The organism is Tenacibaculum aquimarinum (assembly GCF_022478115.1).
Classification (GTDB): domain Bacteria; phylum Bacteroidota; class Bacteroidia; order Flavobacteriales; family Flavobacteriaceae; genus Polaribacter; species Polaribacter aquimarinum_A.
In genome coordinates this window covers 172,104-193,672 of sequence record NZ_JAKGSC010000003.1, presented here as the reverse complement: position 1 = coordinate 193,672, position 21,569 = coordinate 172,104, and the positions used below count along the sequence as shown (strand labels likewise).

Annotated in this window: 18 protein-coding genes; 14 read left to right on the top strand and 4 right to left on the bottom strand. The window is 31.8% G+C overall.

The annotated features are described in order from the left end of the window. The first annotated feature begins 197 nt into the window (after window positions 1-197). Window positions 198-2,765: an ATP-dependent Clp protease ATP-binding subunit gene (locus tag L1S33_RS09005; RefSeq protein WP_240562079.1), complete on the top strand. Its 2,568-nt coding sequence runs from the start codon at window positions 198-200 to the stop codon at window positions 2,763-2,765. 72 nt (window positions 2,766-2,837) lie between these two features. Here the strand turns inward: L1S33_RS09005 and L1S33_RS09000 are convergent, their stop codons facing one another. Beyond that, window positions 2,838-3,866, bottom strand: a complete 1,029-nt coding sequence (locus L1S33_RS09000) for an RluA family pseudouridine synthase (protein ID WP_240552794.1) — start codon at window positions 3,864-3,866, stop codon at window positions 2,838-2,840. 97 nt (window positions 3,867-3,963) lie between these two features. Then, on the bottom strand, window positions 3,964-4,518 hold the full coding sequence (locus L1S33_RS08995; protein ID WP_240562078.1) for a PASTA domain-containing protein: 555 nt from the start codon (window positions 4,516-4,518) through the stop codon (window positions 3,964-3,966). Between the two features lie 104 nt (window positions 4,519-4,622). Here L1S33_RS08995 and L1S33_RS08990 point away from each other — a divergent pair, with 104 nt between their 5' ends. The 8 genes from L1S33_RS08990 (at window position 4,623) to L1S33_RS08960 (ending at window position 15,893) form a co-directional block, all read left to right on the top strand. Further along, window positions 4,623-5,597, top strand: coding sequence for a D-alanine--D-alanine ligase (locus L1S33_RS08990; RefSeq protein WP_240562077.1), 975 nt, complete (start codon window positions 4,623-4,625; stop codon window positions 5,595-5,597). Between the two features lie 5 nt (window positions 5,598-5,602). Further along, window positions 5,603-6,055 (top strand): pantetheine-phosphate adenylyltransferase, encoded by a 453-nt coding sequence (gene coaD / locus L1S33_RS08985; protein WP_240562076.1) that lies wholly within the window; start codon window positions 5,603-5,605, stop codon window positions 6,053-6,055. A gap of 3 nt (window positions 6,056-6,058) precedes the next feature. Continuing rightward, window positions 6,059-7,804 carry a M14 family metallopeptidase gene (locus L1S33_RS08980; RefSeq protein WP_240562075.1) on the top strand — a complete coding sequence of 582 codons (1,746 nt, stop codon included), beginning with the start codon at window positions 6,059-6,061 and terminating at the stop codon, window positions 7,802-7,804. A 33-nt stretch (window positions 7,805-7,837) separates the two neighbouring features. Beyond that, entirely contained in the window at window positions 7,838-9,610 is a 1,773-nt protein-coding gene (locus L1S33_RS08975; protein ID WP_240562074.1) for a T9SS type B sorting domain-containing protein, read from the top strand. A gap of 135 nt (window positions 9,611-9,745) precedes the next feature. Further along, window positions 9,746-11,245, top strand: coding sequence for a T9SS type A sorting domain-containing protein (locus L1S33_RS08970; protein ID WP_240562073.1), 1,500 nt, complete (start codon window positions 9,746-9,748; stop codon window positions 11,243-11,245). Between the two features lie 132 nt (window positions 11,246-11,377). Continuing rightward, window positions 11,378-11,590: a T9SS type B sorting domain-containing protein gene (locus L1S33_RS13235; protein ID WP_394801769.1), complete on the top strand. Its 213-nt coding sequence runs from the start codon at window positions 11,378-11,380 to the stop codon at window positions 11,588-11,590. Window positions 11,591-11,719: 129 nt separating this feature from the next. Continuing rightward, the gene (locus L1S33_RS08965) at window positions 11,720-14,974 is read left to right on the top strand and encodes a T9SS type A sorting domain-containing protein (protein ID WP_240562072.1); all 3,255 of its coding nucleotides are present in this window, start codon (window positions 11,720-11,722) and stop codon (window positions 14,972-14,974) included. A gap of 232 nt (window positions 14,975-15,206) precedes the next feature. Beyond that, complete coding sequence (locus L1S33_RS08960; RefSeq protein ID WP_240562071.1) at window positions 15,207-15,893, top strand: hypothetical protein; 687 nt, start codon at window positions 15,207-15,209, stop codon at window positions 15,891-15,893. A 67-nt stretch (window positions 15,894-15,960) separates the two neighbouring features. On the opposite strand, the gene L1S33_RS08955 is transcribed toward L1S33_RS08960, so the two are convergent. Beyond that, on the bottom strand, window positions 15,961-17,622 hold the full coding sequence (locus L1S33_RS08955) for a SulP family inorganic anion transporter (protein ID WP_240562070.1): 1,662 nt from the start codon (window positions 17,620-17,622) through the stop codon (window positions 15,961-15,963). Window positions 17,623-18,003: 381 nt separating this feature from the next. Between L1S33_RS08955 and pyrR the strand changes: the two genes are divergently transcribed. Genes pyrR through L1S33_RS08930 form a run of 5 tightly spaced genes read left to right on the top strand, consistent with a single transcriptional unit; the run spans window position 18,004 to window position 21,069 of the window. Then, window positions 18,004-18,546: a bifunctional pyr operon transcriptional regulator/uracil phosphoribosyltransferase PyrR gene (gene pyrR, locus L1S33_RS08950; protein WP_240562069.1), complete on the top strand. Its 543-nt coding sequence runs from the start codon at window positions 18,004-18,006 to the stop codon at window positions 18,544-18,546. A gap of 1 nt (window position 18,547) precedes the next feature. Further along, complete coding sequence (locus L1S33_RS08945; protein WP_240562068.1) at window positions 18,548-19,474, top strand: aspartate carbamoyltransferase catalytic subunit; 927 nt, start codon at window positions 18,548-18,550, stop codon at window positions 19,472-19,474. Between the two features lie 3 nt (window positions 19,475-19,477). Then, window positions 19,478-19,810, top strand: coding sequence for a hypothetical protein (locus L1S33_RS08940; protein WP_240562067.1), 333 nt, complete (start codon window positions 19,478-19,480; stop codon window positions 19,808-19,810). A gap of 27 nt (window positions 19,811-19,837) precedes the next feature. Further along, window positions 19,838-20,158, top strand: coding sequence for a T9SS type A sorting domain-containing protein (locus tag L1S33_RS08935; protein WP_240562066.1), 321 nt, complete (start codon window positions 19,838-19,840; stop codon window positions 20,156-20,158). Next, complete coding sequence (locus L1S33_RS08930) at window positions 20,155-21,069, top strand: ribonuclease Z (RefSeq protein WP_240562065.1); 915 nt, start codon at window positions 20,155-20,157, stop codon at window positions 21,067-21,069. Before L1S33_RS08935 ends, L1S33_RS08930 begins: the two co-directional genes overlap by 4 nt. A gap of 123 nt (window positions 21,070-21,192) precedes the next feature. On the opposite strand, the gene L1S33_RS08925 is transcribed toward L1S33_RS08930, so the two are convergent. Continuing rightward, window positions 21,193-21,555, bottom strand: a complete 363-nt coding sequence (locus L1S33_RS08925; RefSeq protein WP_240562064.1) for a CoA-binding protein — start codon at window positions 21,553-21,555, stop codon at window positions 21,193-21,195. Window positions 21,556-21,569: the final 14 nt, after the last annotated feature.

Sequence of the window (21,569 nt, the reverse complement as noted above, 5' to 3'; positions counted from 1 at the left end):
AAAGGCTTCAGCCACAAAAACCAATCATAGTTATTAACAATTTTATTGAGTTTTTAACAGTTGAAAAAATAATGTTTTACCTATTGATTTTTTAACTACTTTTTCAGTCAGATTGACACAAAAAAATCAGTGGCACATTTTTTGTAATTTCTACTAAAAAATTTCCACTAACTTTACACAAGAAAGAAAACAACAATATGGACGATAATTTTTCACCACAAGTAAGAGATGTAATCACCTTCAGTAAAGAAGAAGCGCTACGTTTAGGGCACGACTTTATTGGAACAGAACATCTACTGCTTGGTTTAATAAGGAAAGGAGATGGTAAAGCAATTGATATTTTAACTGCTTTTGATATAGATTTAAGCTTAGTACGCACTAGATTAGAGAAACTAAATCCTATAAACCCATCAATTACACCAAGTAACGAAAAAAAGAGCTTACACCTTACAAGACAAGCCGAGAAAGCAATAAAAACCACATTTTTAGAAGCTAAACTTTATCAAAGCGTAGCTATTGATACTGCACATTTGTTATTATGTATTTTAAGAAATGAAAATGACCCAACAACTAAATTATTGCAAAAACAAGATATAAATTACGATGATGTAAAAACGCTATACAAACAGCTCCATGTAGATGAAAGTATAGATTTACCAACAAATCCAATTGCCGAAACTCCTTCTGATGATGAGTTTCCTGGAGAAAAGGCAAATCCTTTTAGCGGACAACAACCAAAAGGAAAGACTGCTAAGAAGTCTAAAACTCCTGTTCTAGATAATTTTGGACGTGATTTAACAGCGCTTGCAGAAAATGGGAAGCTTGACCCTGTAGTTGGTCGTTTAAAGGAAATAGAGCGCGTTTCTCAAATTTTAAGCAGACGTAAAAAGAACAATCCAATGTTAATTGGAGAACCTGGTGTTGGTAAATCTGCCATTGCCGAAGGTTTAGCTTTGCGTATTATTGAACGAAAAGTATCTCGAATTTTATTTGACAAACGTATCGTTTCTTTAGATTTAGCAAGCTTAGTTGCAGGTACAAAATATCGTGGTCAGTTTGAAGAGCGCATGAAAGCGTTAATGAACGAACTAGAGAAAAATGAAGACATTATTTTATTTATTGATGAAATTCATACAATTGTTGGCGCTGGTGGCGCAACTGGCTCATTAGACGCTTCTAACATGTTAAAACCTGCATTAGCGCGTGGAGAAATTCAATGTATTGGAGCAACAACTTTAGATGAATACAGAACAAACATCGAAAAAGATGGCGCATTAGAACGTCGTTTTCAGAAGATAATTGTTAACCCAACTTCTGTTGAAGAAACTGTACAGATTTTACATAACATTAAAGAAAAATACGAAGCACATCACCATGTTAATTATACAGATGAAGCACTAGAAGCTTGTGTAAGATTAACAAACAGATACATGACTGACAGACATCTTCCAGACAAAGCTATTGATGCTTTAGATGAAGCAGGTTCTAGAATTCATATTACAAATATTGTTGTACCTCAACAGGTTTTAGAATTAGAAGCAAAGCTTGAAGAAATTCGTGATCAAAAATCGAAAGCGGTTACGGGACAAAAATATGAGGAAGCAGCTAAATTACGTGATGACGAGAAAAACATGGAAGCAGCTTTAGCTTCAGCCCAAAATCAATGGGAAGAAGACACAAAGCTAAACAGAGAAATTGTTACCGAAGATAATGTTGCAGAAGTAGTTTCTATGATGACAGGAATTCCTGTAAACAGAGTTGCGGAAGCAGAAAGCCATCGTTTAGCCGATTTACCAAATATGATTAAAGGTAAAGTTATTGGTCAAAATGAAGCCGTAACCAAAGTTGTAAAAGCTATCCAACGAAATAGAGTTGGATTAAAAGATCCTAACAAACCAATTGGTTCGTTTATTTTCTTAGGTTCTACTGGTGTTGGTAAAACACAATTAGCTAAAGTTTTAGCACGTGAATTATTTGATTCTGAAGATTCTTTAATTAGAATTGACATGAGTGAATACATGGAAAAATTTGCTATTTCTCGTTTAATTGGAGCGCCTCCAGGATATGTTGGTTACGAAGAAGGTGGACAATTAACTGAAAAAGTTCGTAGAAAACCATATTCAGTAGTACTTTTAGATGAAATTGAAAAAGCGCATCCAGATGTCTTTAATATGTTATTACAGATTTTAGATGACGGACACATTACTGATAGTTTAGGACGTAAAATCGATTTTAGAAATACCATAATTATTATGACTTCTAATATTGGTGCACGTAAATTAAAAGATTTTGGTGGCGGAGTTGGTTTTGGAACTTCTTCTAAGAAAGACCAAGAAGATGCACATGCAAAAAGCATTATTGAAGGCGCTTTAAAGAAAGCCTTTGCACCAGAATTTCTAAACAGAATTGATGATATTATTGTGTTTAATTCACTTGAAAGAGAAGATATCCACAAAATTATTGATATCGAATTAGACAAATTATTAAGCCGTATTGGAGATTTAGGATATACACTTAACTTAAGCGAACCTGCCAAAGATTATATAGCAGATAAAGGTTTTGATAAGAAATATGGAGCAAGACCTTTAAAAAGAGCAATTCAGAAATATATTGAAGACGCTTTAGCTGAAGAAATTGTAAACTCTAAACTAGATGAAGGTGATACAATTTTTATGGACTTAGACGAAAATAAAAACGAGCTTACCATAAAAATTAAAAAAGGTGACGCACCTAAAGAAACAAGAACCGAAGTTGAAGACGAATAATCTTTAACCCTTAAAATAAAAAAATCCCAAACTTTATAGTTTGGGATTTTTTGTTTAGAATATAAATTTCACCTACTGAACACTATTTTCAGAGTACGTTCTCCACTTTTCTAAACAAGCAGTAATATCTTCTGGCACTTCAGAGTTAAATTGCATAAACTCTCCAGTTGTTGGATGTGTAAATCCAAGTGTTTTTGCATGCAAAGCTTGTCTTGGTAAAACTTTAAAACAATTTTGCACAAACTGCTTATACTTTGTGAACGTAGTTCCTTTTAAAACAGCATCTCCACCATAACGCTCATCATTAAAAAGTGTGTGTCCAATATGTTTAAAGTGCGCTCTAATTTGGTGTGTTCTTCCTGTTTCTAATTTACATTGCACCAACGTTACATACGTTAAACGCTCTAGTACTTTATAATGCGTAACTGCGTGTTTTCCAAAATCGCCTTCTGGAAAAACATCCATTTGCAATCTGTTTTTAAAACTACGCCCAATATTTCCTTCAATTGTACCTTCATCTTCATCTACATAACCCCAAACAAGTGCGTAATATAAACGCTCGGTTGTACGATCAAAAAATTGCTTTGAAAGATGTGTCATTGCAGATTCTGTCTTAGCAACAACTAATAAACCACTTGTATCTTTATCAATTCTATGCACTAAACCTGGACGTTCATTAGAATTTGTCGGCAAATTTTCTACATGATGCATTAATCCGTTTACTAACGTTCCTGTATAATTTCCGTGTCCTGGATGCACAACCATTCCGGCTGGTTTATTTATCACCATTAAAGCATCATCTTCATAGACAATATCTAACGGAATATCTTCAGCAACTACTTCCGTTTCTACTGGCGGATATTCTAAAACAACACGAACAACATCGTTTGGTTTTACTTTAAAATTCGATTTTACAACAACATCATTCACTAAAATATTACCCGCTTTTGCCGCTTGTTGTATTTTATTTCTAGTTGCACTTTCTATAAAGTTCATTAAAAACTTATCTACTCTTAAAGGCTCTTGACCTTCTGCAGCAGTAAAATTATAGTGTTCAAAAAGATCGTTGTTTTCTATTTCTGAAGAAGTATTTTCTTGCATAAAATTTAGTTTTTTACCGCATAGCAAACCGCTACTGATAACTGATAACTGATAACTGATAACTGATAACTGATAACTGATAACTGATAACTGAAATCTATCTATTACCGTCTTCTAATATTAAATCGATTACAGAATTTTTAGGTAATTTATCTCCTGCTTTTATACGTTTTCCTTTGTATTTTAAACCACGAACTACGTTTTTACCAATTCCGCCAACCCAAGTATAGTTTTCTCCAACTTTAAATCCGATAGAACTTAAATGTGAAGTTGCTTGTCTTTTTGTTCTTCCATTTAAATCTGGAATAGTAACATCTCTATATTTAGACGGATTTAACGTTAAGTATATTTTACGTTGTTCTTTTACAAAACCACCTGCTTCTGGCGTTTGCTCAATAACTGATTTCTTTGGATAATCTGGATTAAAACTAGCAGAGTCTATTACTATAAAATCTAAATCTAGTTCTTCTAATTTTTGCTGAACATCTGCTAAAGACATTTTATGCAAATTAGGAACTTGTATTTTTTGATTATGATTTGTAGTTACACCTAACCAAAATTTTAACACAAACACAAATAACAATAAACCAACTACGGCAATAGCTATTTGCTTAAAAAATGTTTTACTTTTTATAAAATTTACGATACTCATTTCTTGTTTTTTGTAGCGGTACAAATGTACATTATTTAACTTTAAAACAGCTTAGCAAAATTGTGAACGTAATTTTTGCTAAGTTTGTACTTTATCAACTGAAAATGAAAAGAAATATTGCCATTATAATGGGAGGATTTTCCTCTGAAGTAAAAATATCTTTAAAAAGCGGAAACGTTGTTTACAATCATCTTGAAAAAGAAAAGTACAACGCATACAGAGTTCACATTTTAAAAGACAAATGGGTTGTTTTAGATGAAAACAGCAATGAATTTCCAATAAACAAAGATGATTTCAGCACAGTAATCAACAATAAACACATAACTTTTGATTGTGTTTTTAACGCAATTCACGGTGCTCCTGGAGAAAACGGAACTATTTTAGCGTATTTCGATTTACTTGGAATGAAGCACACTTCTGCCCCATTTTATCAAATGGCTTTGACTTTTAATAAACGAGATACGTTAAGTGTTGTAAAAAACTACGGAATTCCATGCGCAACTTCAGTATATCTTAATAAAGGTGATGCTTTTTCTGTTGAACAAATTATAGACAAAGTTGGCTTACCTTGTTTTGTAAAACCTAACAATGCAGGCTCTAGCTTTGGAATTTCAAAAGTTTTTACTGCGGAAGAAATCTTACCAGCTTTAGAAAAAGCATATGCAGAAGACAGTGAAATTTTAATTGAAAGTTTCTTAGACGGAACTGAAGTTTCGGTTGGTGTTATTCAATATGAAGGAAAAACAAAAGTGTTACCAATTACAGAAATTGTAACAGAAAACGACTTCTTTGATTACGAAGCTAAATACGAAGGAAAATCGCAAGAAATTACACCCGCAAGAATTGCTCCTTCAAAAGAAAAGAATGTACAAGAAATTGCAAAAAAAGTATATGAAATTTTAAATATGAGCGGATTTTCTCGTTCAGAATATATATTGGTAAAAGGAATTCCTCATTTTTTAGAGATGAATACCGTTCCAGGTTTAACCGAAGAAAGTATTTTACCGCAACAAGCTAAAGAGGCTGGAATTTCTTTAGCACAATTATTTGATAATGCTATAAAAATGGCAATAAACTAACAATTATGAAACGAGCAATTTTCCCAGGTTCTTTTGACCCAATTACTTTAGGTCACGTTGACATTATAGAAAGAGGTATAACTCTTTTTGATGAATTAATTATTGCTATCGGAATAAATGCTGATAAGAAATACATGTTCTCTTTAGAAGAACGCAAAAAATTTATTGAAGAAACTTTTAAAGATCAACCAAAAGTAAAAGTAGTTACTTACAGTGGACTTACCGTTAACTTTTGTGCAGAACAAAACGCACAATTTATTTTAAGAGGCTTACGAAATCCTGGTGATTTTGAATTTGAAAAAGCTATTGCGCACACCAACAGAAAACTTTCTGAAATTGAAACCGTTTTCTTACTAACTTCTTCTGGTAAAAGTTACATATCTTCTTCAATTGTTAGAGATGTAATTAGAAACCATGGAGATTACACAAGCTTAGTTCCAACCGCTGTTAGAGTTTAAATTATGAAAAAACTACTTCTTTTTACCATTTTAGTTTCACTTTTATCTTGTTCTAAGGATAAAAAAATAACACATGATTTTACAACATTATTTGAAAAATCTAACGGAACGGAAACTCCTAAATACAAGGAAGTAATTTCATACTATGAAGCATTATCTGAAAGCTATACTGATATTTCTTTGTTTGAAATGGGCAAAACAGATTCTGGAAACCCGCTACATTTAGTGGTTTTTAATGCTGATGGAAAAACAAATTTAGAGGACATTAAAAATTCATCTAAAAACAGAATTTTAATCAATAACGGAATTCATCCTGGAGAATCAGACGGAATTGACGCTTCCATGTTATTACTTAGAGACATTGTTAAAAATGACTCACTGAAAAAAGCATATAAAAACTCACTTGTCTGTGTAATTCCGGTCTATAACATTGGCGGTTCTTTAAATAGAAATTCACATACAAGAGCCAACCAAAATGGACCAAAAGAATACGGTTTTAGAGGAAACGCAAGAAATTTTGATTTAAACAGAGATTTTATAAAACAAGACACAGAAAATGCTAAAGCATTTGCAGAAATTTTTCATACAGTAAATCCTGATGTTTTCATTGACAATCATGTTAGCAATGGCGCAGATTATCAATATGCAATTACACATTTATTTACACAACACAACAAATTAGGTGGAAAATTAGGCTCATTTTTAGAGCAAGAAATGCGTCCTGCTTTAGAGCAGTCTTTAGCAACAAAAAATATTGATATTACGCCTTATGTTAATGTTTGGGGTTCAACTCCAGATAAAGGTTGGTCACAATTTTTCGATTCGCCAAGATATTCAACAGGCTACACAACTTTGTTTAATACTTTTGGTTTAATGGTGGAAACACACATGTTAAAACCGTATAAAATTCGCGTTGAGCAAACCTATGAATTAATGCTATCTGCGCTTGACTTTTCCGAAGAAAAATCTACCGAAATTAAAGAATTACGCGCAAATGCAACTTCCGAAATTCTGAAAAACAAAACGTATCCTATTACATATAAAATTGATGGAGAAAACCCAACACAATTCAACTTTAAAGGATACGAAGGAACTTATATTGAAAGTAAAGTTACTACAGGGAAAAGATTGTTTTACGACAAATCTAAACCGTTTGAAAAGGAGGTAAACTATTACAACAACTTTGTAGCAACTAAAGAAGTTACAATTCCTGAAGCCTACATTTTACAACAAGGTTGGAAAAACATCATTGATCGATTAACTACCAATAAAATTGAGTTTACGCGTTTTAAAAACGATACAACTTTATTGGTTGAAGTAAACCATATTGACAACTACGAAACCAGAAAACAAGCCTACGAAGGCCATTATTTACATTATAATACAACCGTAAAAGCTTCCGAAGAAAAAATTACTTTTAAGAAAGGAGATTTATATATTCCTACAAATCAAAATGGTATTCGTTATGTTTTAGAAACATTAGAAGCAGAAGCTACAGATTCATTTTTTAACTGGAATTTTTTCGATACAATTTTACAACAAAAAGAAGGTTTTTCTTCTTATGTCTTTGAAGATGTTGCTGAAGAATTTTTAACTAAAAATCCTTCAATAAAAAAACAGTTTGAAGAAAAATTAACTTCAGATGTAGGTTTTGCAAAAAATGCTGGCGCTCAATTACGCTGGATTTACAAACAAACGGAACATTACGAAAAAGCGCATTTACGTTTGCCAATCTTTAAAGTAAAATAATTTGTATTTTTATTCAATCGGAATAAAAGCAAAATGAGAAAACTTTTAATTTTTATCGCACTTTTAAGTTGGATAAAAATTAACGCGCAAGATGTTCAATTATTTAGTCAATTTGGTGGTCGTTTAGATTTTACAATGTTCGGCAACACCATGAATTTGCAAGAAAACGGACTCTCTTCTATTTGCCAAATAAACACTTCATCAAGCGCAGAACTTACTTTACTTCCAGAAGACGAAATTAAATCTGCTTATTTATATTGGGCAGGTTCAGGAGATGGCGATTTTCAAGTAAAATTAAACGACAGTATTATAAACGTTACTCGTATTTTTAGAGACACCTTAGAAACCCGAAATCTTAACTTTTTTAGTGCTTTTGCTGATGTAACAGAACACGTTTTAGAAACAGGAAACGGTAATTACACCTTATCGGAATTAGATGTTAGCGATGTTATAGCAGATTATTGCCCAAATGCAACCAATTTTGCTGGTTGGTCTATTTTAGTTGTCTATAAAAACGATGATTTAGAACTGAATCAAATTAATATTTATGACGGTTTACAGCATGTTCCAAACGAGTTAAACATCACGTTAAACAACTTAAATGTAATTGATAATATTGATGCAAAAATTGGCTTTCTCGCTTGGGAAGGCGATCGAGGTTTAAGTGTAAACGAATCGCTTTTTGTGAATGGAAATTTAATTTCCAATCCGCCATTAAATCCAGCAAACAACGCTTTCAACGGAACAAATAGTTTTACAGGCGAAACCGATTTGTACAATATGGACATGGATTTTTATGATATTCAAAACAACATTTCCGCAGGTGATACAAGCGCAACAGTTCAACTAACTTCTGGGCAAGATTTTGTAATGATAAATACCGTTGTCACAAAACTAAACAGTCAATTACCTGATGCAACAGTAACTATTGATAACGTAACTCCGTTAGACTGTTCAGCCAAAACTGCACAACTAAATTTTACTGTTAAAAATGAAAATAGCACCGAATTATTACCTGCAAATACTCCTATAAACATCTACGCTAATGCAACTCTTTTAGAAACACTTTTTACTTCTGAAGATATTTTAATTGATGAATTTGAATACTTTGAAATAATTGTTATAATTCCTACAGATTTACTGCCCGATTTTACCCTAACAATTATTGTAGATGAAGAAAACGAAGTCTTAGAAATTAATGATGATAATAATTCAGATTCCATAGAAATCTCTTATCCAGAACCTCCAAATACAATTGAATTACAAAACTTAGAAACCTGTAATCTCGGTTTCGAAAAAGGAAATTTTAATTTTTCTGAAACACTACAGTATTTGGAAGAAAATTATCCACCAGAAATAGCGTTTACTTTTTATCCTTCGGAAGAAGATTTATTGGCTGAAACCAATTCCATAAACCCAATTATTGATTACACAAACAACAGCAATCCGCAAACAATTTTTGTAAAAACTCAGAACATAAACACCAACTGTTATGTTATCAATTCCTTTGAAATAAGAACATATAATTGTCCGCCTACTATTTACAATATATTCTCAGCAAATGAAGATGGTGTAAACGATCAGTTTGAAATTACAGGTTTGCAAAACATTTATACCGATTATCAAATATTTATTTACAACCGTTACGGAAAATTAGTTTTTGAAGGAAATAACAACAAACCACTTTGGCGTGGAAAACTATTAAACTCAACAGAAAACGTGCCTTCTGCGACCTATTTCTACACCTTAGTTTTTAACGACGGAAAAACAGAAACCATAACAGGTTGGGTTTATGTTGTGAGGTGATTTTGCTTGTGTTTAAAATTGTTTTGGGTTAACTTCGCAACTATTATATATCGAGTTAAATCTCGGAATATGATCAAAGAAGGCAACAATTCAAGTATTACTAAAATAATGATATATACCATTAAACTAAAAATCATGAAAAGAAAAATAATCTCAATATTACTATTACATTTTTCACTATTATTTTATGGACAACATCAAATTGGAAATACTATATTTGGAGAAGCTCCGATGGATCGTTCAGGTTATTCTGTAAAACTTTCTTCAGATGGTTCAATCGTTGCTATCAGTTCTCCTTTTAATAGTGAAAATGGCTCTTCTTCAGGTAATGTTAGAGTATTTAGAAATTTAAATGGAGTTTGGATTCAAATAGGTAATAATATTATCGGAGAAAATGCAAACGATAATTTTGGAAAATCAATAAGCTTATCATCAGATGGTACTATTATTGCTATTGGAGCGCCTTACTCAAATGCAAACAGTAATAACCCTGGTTACGTTAAAATTTTCAAAAATGTCAATGATAATTGGACCCAAATAGGAAGTAATATTGAAGGAGAAGAATCTGGGGATACTTCAGGACTAGCTATCAGTCTGTCATCAAATGGCTCAATAATAGCTATAGGTGCACCTAATAATGATGTAAATGGAAATCAAACAGGTCATGTAAGAGTGTTTGAAAATAACGGTGATGTTTGGGAGCAAATTGGAGACGATATAGATGGAGAAAATCAATTTGACTATTTTGGCGCCTCGGTCAGTTTATCCTCTAATGGTAACATATTGTCTACTGGAGCTATCAATGGAAATGGTGCGGGTGATAATACTGGACATGTTAAAGTTTATAGTTTTAACGGAAATTCTTGGGAACAGGTAGGTTCAAACATTATTGGAGATATTTTAGGAGGTGATTTCGGCGGCTCATTGAGTTTATCATCTGATGGAACGATTATAGCTATTTCGGATACACATAACAGAGAAGATAATTCAAGCTCTTCTAACTATAATGGAACCGTCAGAGTTTATAAAAACATTTCGAATAATTGGGTACAATTAGGAATTGATATTGATGGAGAGGGTGAAAATGATTATTCTGGTAATTCAGTCAGTATATCTTCCGATGGAAATATAGTTGCTATTGGAGCTTCAAGTAATAGTAATAATGGTGATGGTTCTGGTCATGTCCGTGTTTATAAGTACAACGAAGAGGAATGGTCCAAAATAGGAGAAAATATTGATGGTGAAGGTTCATATAATGGTTTTGGAAGTTCTGTAAGTTTATCATCAAATGGTGAGGAAATAGCTATTGGAGGGTCCGGTAATACTAATGTAAATGGTTTTATGTCCGGTCATGTAAAAATATATAGTTTACAACAAGCTTTAAGTTTAGAGAATTTGAATCAAAAACAATCCGTTTCTGTATACCCAAATCCTACCTCCAATATTTTACACATTAATGCATTCAATAAGATTAAGATTTTGAAATTATATTCCCTTCAAGGGCGTTTATTACTTACTAAGAATCCAAATAAAAACAACATTAGATTAAATATATCATCTTTAAAACAAGGAATATATCTTGTTAAATACCAAATTAATAATATTTTTTTAACTCAGACAGTTTTTAAAAAATAATTGTTATTAATTCAAAGTTTACATCTCTAGAAGATTTAACCCTGGCTTTAATTCTGACCATAAATAATACAAAATAAATAACCATTGCTAACAAAGTACTGTGTTAAAAAACAAGTAAAAACTCATTAATTAATCACTAAAACACTTCTATACTTATTATCATATGATAATCCTTATTTAACAGTTGCAAAGCTTATTTTTAAAGAAAATAACAACAAAGACCTTTGGCGTGGAAAACTATTAAATTCAAAAGAAAACATGCCTTCTGCAACCTATTTCAACACCTTAGTTTTTAACGACGGAAAAACAGAAACCATAACAGGTTGGGTTTATGTTGACAGATAATTGAATTTGTTTCTAAACTTATTTTTGGTAAATTCGCTAAGGTTAAATTAAGTCATTAAAACGACGTATATTCAGACTAACATTGGGCAACATGCTAGACAAATTGAATAATTAAATTAATAAATTGAAATGAAAAAAAATCTACTTATCCTATTTTGTATTATTATATGCATAAATAAAATTCACTCTCAAACAAATTGGGAATTGCTAAACCCAAAACCAACTGCTAATACAGGAAAAGATGTTCATTTTGTCACAAATAATATTGGATACATTATTACGTCTAATGAATTATTAGAAACTCTAGACACTGGTAACACATGGGTAAAAAAACAAAATATCTCTAGTGGAAATGATATGAGTTTCTACAATGCAACTGGCTATATTGTTGGAAACTACGGATACGTCTTAAAATCTATTGACCGCGGAACATCATGGAATCAAATATCTACAGGATTTAATAGCAGTTTTAATACTGTAAATATTATTGATGATAACAATATTATATTGTCAACTTCTAATAGTATCGTAAAGACTAATGATGGTGGAACTACATGGGAAATTTTGAGTATTCCAAATTCTGCAGTAAACAAAACATCTTTTACCAGTTCTTTAGTTGGACATGCTGTTTCCAATGGTGGAACAATATTAAAAACTATTGATGGTGGACAAAATTGGTATACGACGCAAAGCACTAATATATTTCCTTCAGATTTTTTTACTGTCTATTTTGTAAATGAAACCATAGGCTTTGCAACAAGAGAGCATGACGACATGTATAAAACCACTGATGCTGGTGAAACTTGGGTAGAAATTTCAGGACCGGGAGAAGCTATTTACGATTTTCATTTTTTAGACGAGAATAATGGCTTTGCAACTGGTGACCATGGAGCAACATATAAAACAAATGATAGTGGTACTTCATGGGTTCAAATCTTTTTTCAAAATGGATTTGTTTACAATACCTCTATGTATGGCATTTATTTTCAAGACAATAATATTGGTTATGCTACTGGTGCTCGTGGTCGTATTATTAAAACTATAGATGGTGGTAATACTTGGACACCGCATTCAGAAAATTATAATGATTTTCGTCAATTACAATTTATAAATAGTAATATAGGCTATGCGCAATCGGGAAGTTATTTTTATAAAACAACTGATAGTGGAGATAATTGGAATTTAGTCGGGGCATTAAGTCTTGGAACTTCTGTTCTTGCTGGTGATTTCACTTTTGTAAACGAAAGCATAGGTTATGCAACAACAGCTAGCACATACGGTGGACATGTTTTTAAGACTACAGACGGTGGAGTAACGTGGATAGCTTTAAATAATGGTTACGATATTATTGATGAAGGTATAACTTCCATCTTTTTTCTTGATGAAAACATTGGTTTTATTTCTGGTGGTTTTAACTCGAAAAAAGTAATGAAAACTGTTGATGGAGGTGCTAACTGGACTCAAGTTTCTAATCAGAAATTTGGCCATATACAATTTGTAAATGACTTGGTTGGTTATGGTAATCGCATAGGAAATTATTACGGTGCTATGTACAAAACTATTGATGGTGGAGACACATGGAATATAAACTTTGAGCTGGAAGGTGAAGACATTAATACTTTTCATTTTGTAGATGAAAATAACGGGTATTTTGTTGGAGACCAAGGTTTAATTTATAAAACAAATGATGGAGGAACTAACTGGGAAGAGTTAGAAATCCCATACGAATGGTACACGCAAGTTAATTTTTATTCAAAAAATGTTGGTTACATAGCAGATGAAGATGGTAAGCTTTACAAAACAGAAAATGGAGGAATAAGTTGGGAATATCTTACCCAACAATATACTATAAACTCAATTGAACTTATTAATGACAAAATCTATACAGCAGGAACAAATGGCAAAATATACAGAAGTGATGTAGAATTTGAACCCATAATTTTACACATTAATCCTGCTGAAAATATATCTAATTCTAATGCTAACTTAACTGGTAACGCTACTTCTAATGGAGAATCTATTTCAAATATTCAGTTTGAATATAGTATTGATTACTCTTTTAGCAATATTATTTCTACAACACCAAGCACAGTTGACGCAAATGAATCTTTAAATACTTCTATTGATTTAATAAACTTAGAACCAAACACAACATATTACTATAGATTGACAGGAACACAGAATTCAAATAATAATTCTAGTCAAATTTTAAGCTTCACAACACTTCCTGATTATGAAATAACAACAAATTTCACTTATAACTATTCATCAACTACTGCGGATATTTCAGGTATTATAATTTCTAATGGATATGACATTACAAATGTAGAATTTCAATACGGAACTAGTTCTGATATTCTTAATAGTACTTTAAACGGAACACCTACATCTGTATTAGGAAATACAACAGAAAATGTTACGGCAAGTTTAATTAATTTAGAACCTGAAACACAATACTTCTATAGAATAAAGGCAACACATCAAGGAGACGAAATTTATGGTGATATTCTATCTTTTACAACTTATCCAGAGTTCAATATAAATCTTTATAGTCCAAATATTAACGGAACAGATGTTACATTATCAGCATATTTAACTTCTTATAGTCAAGACATTACTAATATCGTGTTTGAATACGGAACTATTGATTACGTAAACAATATTTCAACCAATCCTTCACAAGTTAACGCTAACAGTTCAAACTATGTTAGTGCTACAATAACTAACTTAGATACAAATTCAAATTACTATTATAGATTAAAGGCAATGCATAATGGAGAAGTCATTTATAGTGAAGAAAGAGTTTTTAATTTTTCAGGAGATATTATAATAGTTAGTGGAACAATAGAAGAAACTCAAGCAAATTCTTTAGAGTTAAAAGGCTTAATTAATAGTTATGGTGCTTATTTAACAAATATCTATTTCGAATATGGACTTACAGACAGTTTTGGTTCGTCAGTTGCAGGAATGCCAAATTATGCTTTCGGTTATAATACTAATTTGATAACTGGCTTAATCAATAACCCATTACCTAATGAGACTTATTATTATAGATTAGTTGCTACTAATAATGGAAATATAATCTATTCAGATACTTATCAATTTAAGATAGGTACATTGAGCCTTACAGATTTTGATTTCGAACAAGAAATATCAATATATCCAAACCCAGCAACTGTTTTTGTAAATATTAAATCTAATATCTCTGAAAAAGTTAAGTCTATTGAATTTTATAATGCTTTAGGTCAACGGATTTACTATAAGAATGTTTTTAATACCTCTGATATAAAAATTAATGTATCTGATTTTAGAAAAGGGTTATACTTCATAAAAGTAAATTTTGAAAGCACCAAAGTAGTATCATCGAAATTAATATTGAATTAAAAACACGATTGTCCAATAATGGCTATAAGTGATTGCTTGTTCTCACCTACTTCTGAAAATCCTCACAGATTGTCAGTTTGTTGTGTACTTGTAAAGTTAAGTGCTAATCCACGCAACTACTCATAGCCAAGACCGTTAGCGAGCCTTCAAAATAAACTATAAAAAAACCCACCATCTCCAAACACACTTTATTTACTCCAAATTTAATTCAACATTAAAGTTGTAAACTATTATGATAATTGAGAATCAAATTAAAAACGTTTCTAATTTTAAAGACCTTATTGCTACACCTTTTCAAGGAGAAACTAATGCAATTTGTTGGTCTCGTAAATTAGTTGGAGATTTTTCTGAAATTGTTGAAAAAGTAACTTTAAATGAAAACATAACAGAAGTAAATCTAGAAGAACTCAGAGAGATTCAATTAAGCGAACAAGGAGCATTAGCTCGTAAAATTCTTTTAAATGATATGGAAGTTTTAAAAGATCATGGCGCTTCTCCAGTGCTGAATCTAATAAAATGTTATGAGAGAGATGATACACCTTCATTTTTTTCAACCGATGTGTATTCTTTTCATGTAGATCGTTCTCCAATACCAACTGATACTTTTTTATGCACGTATCATGGAGAATCGAGTGATATTTTATCCAACTCACAAGCAACACAAAAAATACTCATTCCTGAAATACGCAATAAGCTTAAAGAATTGTACGATGGAAACGAAGACGGATTTGAATCCTTTTTAACGGAGTATTTCTTTGACCTACATTACCAAGCAAAACCAGATGCAGTTCCTATTAATTTAGGACTTGGTAATCTTTGGAAATTGGCAGTTGATCATCCAGAAAGTAAAGTACTTCCTTGTCTTCATCGAGCGCCAAAAGAAAAAAATGGGCAAACTCGTTTATTAATGATTTGTTAAAACAACGCATAAAAAAAGCAAACTTTTCAGTTTGCTTTTTTTATTTCAATATCTTTTATTTCTAAATCTAAAAATTATATTCACCTAAAGGCTTCGGAAAATCTTCTGGATTTGCCGCTAAATGATAACGAGGATCGTCTACATCTTCCACAATTACATCGTGAAATTTATCGCTTGCTTTGTATAATAATACTTTACAATCTTCGCTTAAGTGTTTTAATTTAATCGTTTTTCCTTCTCCTTGGTATTTTTCAACCAAATTAAAAATTGCTTCTATTGCAGAATGATCAGAAACACGAGCTTCAACAAAATCAATTTCTATGCTTTCTGGATCATTTTTAGCATCAAACTTATCATTAAACGCTTGGATACTTCCAAAGAATAAAGGTCCCCAAATTTCGTACACTTTAGTTCCGTCTTCTTTAACACGTTTTCTAGCTCTAATTTTCTTAGCGCTTTCCCAAGCAAAAACCAAAGCAGAAATAATAACACCCACAAAAACAGCAACTGCTAAATCTACAAATACGGTAACTAAAGAAACTGTAACAAGTACTATAGCGTCAGACATTGGTATTTTCTTAAAGATTCTAAAACTAGACCAAGCAAAAGTTTCAATAACCATCATAAACATTACACCAACTAAAGCAGCAATTGGCACCATTTCAATTAATTTATCAGCAAATAAAATGAAAGACAATAAAGTAACTGCCATCATAATTCCAGATAAACGTCCACGTCCGCCAGCATTTACATTAATAACAGTTTGTCCAATCATTCCACAACCACCAGTTCCACCAAACAAACCAGAAACAATATTTCCAGCTCCTTGTGCAACACATTCTCGGTTTCCGTTTCCTCTTGTATCTGTTAATTCATCAACAAGATTCATGGTCATTAAAGATTCAATTAAACCAACCGATGCCGCTAAAAATGCAGGTAAAGCAATAAATTTTAAAGTATCTAAATTAAATGGTAAGTTTTTCCATAAATCCATATTTGGCGTAGGGAATTCACCTTTTAAACCAGTTCCACCACCTTCAATAATATAAGAACCAACGGTAGAAACGTCCATTCCAGAAAAAACAACAATTAAAGTTGTAACTAGAATAGCTGTTAATGCTGCAGGTAACTTTTTTGTGATTTTTGGCAATCCCCAAATTATACCCATTGTAAGTAAAACCAAACCAATCATAATATACAACTCAGCACCTTGCATGTATGTACTTACATACTCTTTTACGCCTTCAGGTGAAACTTGTAACGATTTATGAGAGAACATTTTTACTTGCGCAAGGAAAATAACGATAGACAATCCGTTCACAAATCCCATCATTACTGGATGCGGAATTAAACGTACAAAACGTCCTAATTTAAAAACTCCTGCAAAAATTTGAATAATTCCCATTAACACCACACAAGCCATTAAATAGAAAAACCCCATATTTTCTATAGGCGCATCAAACAACATTCCTTTGGTGTGTCCATCAGCAATCATACTAACAAAAATAACCGCTACAGCTCCTGCAGCTCCAGAAATTAAACCTGGTCTTCCTCCAAAAACAGCAGTAATTAAACCAATAATAAAAGCTCCTGAAAGTGCCATTAATGGATCAATTTGCGCAACAAACGCAAATGCCACAACTTCTGGAATCATAGCTAACGAAACCGTAATTCCTGCTAAAACATCATCTTTTGCATTCGGAACTATTTTTCTAATAAATTCGGTCATAATTTCTCGTGTTTTCTAAAAGTCTGCAAAGATACATCATTCTTAAGATAAAGCAACCTTATTAGGTTTTTAGTAGCTATTTCCCGCTTTCCGCTGTATCTTTTTACTGCTGTCATTGCGAAGTTTACTTTTTTGTAAACTATGGCAATCTCATAATTAGTAATAGATTGCTTCGTTCCTCGCAATGACGCTAATTTATTTTTACAGTAAAAAGGATGCCGCTTCAATCGCGGCTAAACTTATTTACGAACTTCTTGTCTCCCTTCCAACTTCCTGCTTCTCACTTCCAACTATTTCAACTTTCCAACATAACCCTTTGCGCTTTAAACTTTAAATCTTAACTTTGTTATTTAGAACTATTAGCCTAAACTGATAGCTTATATGAGCAGAAAAACACTACTTACTTCTAAAGAAATTGATATCATTCTGCATCGATTAGCGTGTCAGTTAATCGAAAATCACAATAATTTTTCGGATACTGTATTAATTGGGTTACAACCTCGTGGCGGATTTTTAGCAAAAAGATTGGCTAAATTACTGAAAGAAGAATACCAAATAAAAGACTTACAATTAGGTTTATTAGACATTACATTTTACAGAGACGATTTTCGCCGAAGAGACGAACCTTTAGAAGCAGAAAGCACACAAATAGACTTTTTAATTGAAAATAAAAAAGTAGTTATTATTGATGATGTGTTGTATTCTGGAAGAAGCGTACGATCTGCATTAACAGCAATACAATCTTACGGAAGACCAGAAAACATAGAACTTTTAGTTTTAATTGACAGGCGTTTTAGTCGTCATTTACCAATTCAACCAAACTACAGAGGTAGACAAGTTGATGCCATAAACGAAGAAAAAGTAGTTGTAAATTGGCAAGAAGAGCACAAAAAAGACGCTGTTTATTTAGTGAAAAAACAATAAAATGAGTTTAAGCACAGAACATTTACTCGGAATAAAATATCTTAACAAACAAGATATTGATCTCATTTTTAAAACTGCCGATCATTTTAAAGCAGTTATCAATAGACCAATTAAAAAAGTTCCTTCACTTAGAGACATTACTATTGCCAACTTATTTTTTGAAAATTCAACAAGAACAAAATTATCTTTTGAATTGGCAGAAAAACGTTTATCGGCAGATGTAATTAACTTTTCGGCAAGTCAATCTTCCGTAAAAAAAGGAGAAACTTTAATTGATACCGTTAACAACATACTTGCTATGAAAGTAGATATTGTTGTTATGCGTCATCCAAATGTTGGTGCTGGTGTTTTCTTATCTAAACACGTAGATGCAAAAATTATAAATGCCGGAGACGGAACACACGAACACCCAACACAAGCTTTATTAGATTCCTATTCAATAAGAGAAAAATTAGGTTCTGTTAAAGGAAAGAAAATAGTAATTGTTGGTGATGTTTTACATTCTCGTGTAGCCTTATCAAATATTTTTGCATTACAATTACAAGGCGCAAAAGTTAAAGTTTGCGGACCAACAACGTTAATTCCTAAGTATATTACAAGTTTAGGCGTAGAAGTAGAAACCAACCTTAAAAAAGCCCTAGAATGGTGTGATGTTGCCAATGTTTTACGTGTACAAAACGAAAGAATGGCAATTAACTACTTCCCTTCCACTAGAGAATACACACAACTATTTGGAATTAACCAAGAAATATTAGACAACCTTGGCAAGAAAATTGTAATAATGCATCCAGGACCAATAAACCGTGGTGTAGAAATTACAAGTGACGTTGCAGATTCTGACCAATCAATCATATTAAATCAGGTTGAAAACGGAGTTGCCGTAAGAATGGCAGTTATTTATTTATTGGCGCAACAGATTAAAAGATAATAAATGCACATTGAGGAAAAAGAAAATTACACACTTATATCTTCAGAAAAGTTAAAATTTACTGATTTTTTAGCCATTTTTGAAGAGAAACACACCGATTTAAAAGAAAAACACCTAATTATTCAACTTTCTGAAAGTCTTAACACTACAGAAGATGAACTTTTTGTATTTTTGAAATACGCTGAACAACATCAACAAAATGGCACAAGTTTTGTAGTTATTAAAGAAAATATTGATGTTGATAAATTTCCAGAATGGTTTAACATTGTACCAACCTTAGTTGAAGCAATAGATGTTTTTGAAATGGAAGAAATTCAACGTGATTTAGGCTTTTAATTAAATGCCTTTTTTAACAAATAATGCATGGTGAAAAAATTACTCTTAATAGTATTCTTACTGATTTCTGTCATTGCTTTTTCCCAAGAAAAAACTATTGACAAGTTAGTTACTTCGCCTAATCCATTTGTAAACTCTACAACAATTTCTTTTGAATCAAACCAGCCTCAAGAAGCCTTTTTTATTGTAAAAAACGTTTTAGGAAAAACGGTTTATAATAAAGTAATTAAGGTTAAAGAAGGTAGAAATACAATTCCATTTCATAAAAACGATTTAAAATCGGGCATGTATATTTATGCTATTCAAACTGTAAACAAAACACACTCTAAACGCTTTGTTATAAAATGAGTTTAAAACTCACTATTTTAGGTTGCCACTCTGCAACTCCTCGTATAAATGCACATCCAACGTCGCAACATTTAGAAATTAACAACAGTCATTTTATTATTGATTGTGGCGAAGGCACACAACGCCAAATGCGAAAGTATAAGGTTGGTTTCTCTAAAATTAATCATATTTTTATTTCCCATTTACACGGAGATCATTTCTTTGGACTAATTGGTTTAATTAGTACTTTTGGAATTCTAGGAAGAGAAAAAGATTTACATGTTTATGGCCCAAAAGGCATTAAAGAAGTAACGGTTTTACAATTAAAACTATCAAAATCTTGGACCAGTTATCAATTAATTTTTCATGAATTAACTTCAACAGAAAGTGAACTTATTTTTGAAGATGATAAAGTTAGCGTAACAACAATACCTCTAACGCACAGAGTTTATACAAACGGATTTCTTTTTAAAGAAAAACCAAAACCTAGAGGTTTAAATATTGATGTAGTTAAAACCTACAAAGAAATTGAAACCTGCGATTATAATAATATAAAAGCTGGTAGAGATTTTACCTTATCTTCTGGTGAAGTTTTACCAAATTCCATGTTAACTTCGGCTCCAGAAAAGCCAAAAAGCTATGCATATTGTAGCGATACCATGTATAAACCAGACATAGTTCCTATTATTAAAAATGTAGATTTACTATACCACGAAGCTACTTTTTTAAATGACCGTGAAGATTTGTGCGAAAAAACGAAACACTCAACCGCAAAACAAGCAGGTATTATTGCAAGAGATGCTGACGTTGGTAAACTAATTGTTGGACATTATTCTAGTAGATATCCTAATATTGAAGATTTTAAAACCGAAGCAGAAGCAGTTTTTTCAACTGTAGAAAATGCAGAAGCGGGCAAAAGTTTTACTGTTTAAAGTAGCTCTCAACACAATTTTAACGATTTGTCATTCCTACGTAGGCAGAAATCTTTTCAAAATTTAGATTTCATTTGATGAGATTCCCAACAAGTTCGGAATGACAGAAAACTAACTTTTCTATCAATATTGATTGGTTGCTAACAACACCAACGTACATGCAATTTCACTTTCAATTTTATGTTCCTTTAATAGTTTCATAAACTCAAAATTTTCTGTTCCAGGATTAAAAATAACACGTCTTGGCGCTAAACTTATAATGTAATCGTAATATTCTTCTTGCCTACTTGGGTTTAAATATAACGTTACCGTATCTATTGTAGAAAACTTAATTTTTTCCTTATTTATAAAGACTCCTCCTACTTCACCTTCTCTTAGACCAATAGCTTCAACAGCATATTTATGTGCTATTAATTTCTTAATTGCCTTATTAGAATAGCGTTCCGTTTTTAAAGAAGCTCCCAAAACTAGTGTTACATTTTTCATATGTTAATATTACG

Coding starts and splice junctions, on each gene's coding strand:
- L1S33_RS08960 (WP_240562071.1), top strand. CDS start 15,207: ATGATAATTGAGAATCAAATTAAAAACGTTTCTAATTTTAAAGACCTT.
- L1S33_RS08945 (WP_240562068.1), top strand. CDS start 18,548: ATGAGTTTAAGCACAGAACATTTACTCGGAATAAAATATCTTAACAAA.
- L1S33_RS08955 (WP_240562070.1), bottom strand. CDS start 17,622: ATGACCGAATTTATTAGAAAAATAGTTCCGAATGCAAAAGATGATGTT.
- L1S33_RS08970 (WP_240562073.1), top strand. CDS start 9,746: ATGAAAAGAAAAATAATCTCAATATTACTATTACATTTTTCACTATTA.
- L1S33_RS08980 (WP_240562075.1), top strand. CDS start 6,059: ATGAAAAAACTACTTCTTTTTACCATTTTAGTTTCACTTTTATCTTGT.
- L1S33_RS08965 (WP_240562072.1), top strand. CDS start 11,720: ATGAAAAAAAATCTACTTATCCTATTTTGTATTATTATATGCATAAAT.
- L1S33_RS08930 (WP_240562065.1), top strand. CDS start 20,155: ATGAGTTTAAAACTCACTATTTTAGGTTGCCACTCTGCAACTCCTCGT.
- L1S33_RS08975 (WP_240562074.1), top strand. CDS start 7,838: ATGAGAAAACTTTTAATTTTTATCGCACTTTTAAGTTGGATAAAAATT.
- L1S33_RS08935 (WP_240562066.1), top strand. CDS start 19,838: ATGGTGAAAAAATTACTCTTAATAGTATTCTTACTGATTTCTGTCATT.
- L1S33_RS08925 (WP_240562064.1), bottom strand. CDS start 21,555: ATGAAAAATGTAACACTAGTTTTGGGAGCTTCTTTAAAAACGGAACGC.
- L1S33_RS09000 (WP_240552794.1), bottom strand. CDS start 3,866: ATGCAAGAAAATACTTCTTCAGAAATAGAAAACAACGATCTTTTTGAA.
- L1S33_RS08995 (WP_240562078.1), bottom strand. CDS start 4,518: ATGAGTATCGTAAATTTTATAAAAAGTAAAACATTTTTTAAGCAAATA.
- L1S33_RS09005 (WP_240562079.1), top strand. CDS start 198: ATGGACGATAATTTTTCACCACAAGTAAGAGATGTAATCACCTTCAGT.
- pyrR (WP_240562069.1), top strand. CDS start 18,004: ATGAGCAGAAAAACACTACTTACTTCTAAAGAAATTGATATCATTCTG.
- coaD (WP_240562076.1), top strand. CDS start 5,603: ATGAAACGAGCAATTTTCCCAGGTTCTTTTGACCCAATTACTTTAGGT.
- L1S33_RS08990 (WP_240562077.1), top strand. CDS start 4,623: ATGAAAAGAAATATTGCCATTATAATGGGAGGATTTTCCTCTGAAGTA.
- L1S33_RS08940 (WP_240562067.1), top strand. CDS start 19,478: ATGCACATTGAGGAAAAAGAAAATTACACACTTATATCTTCAGAAAAG.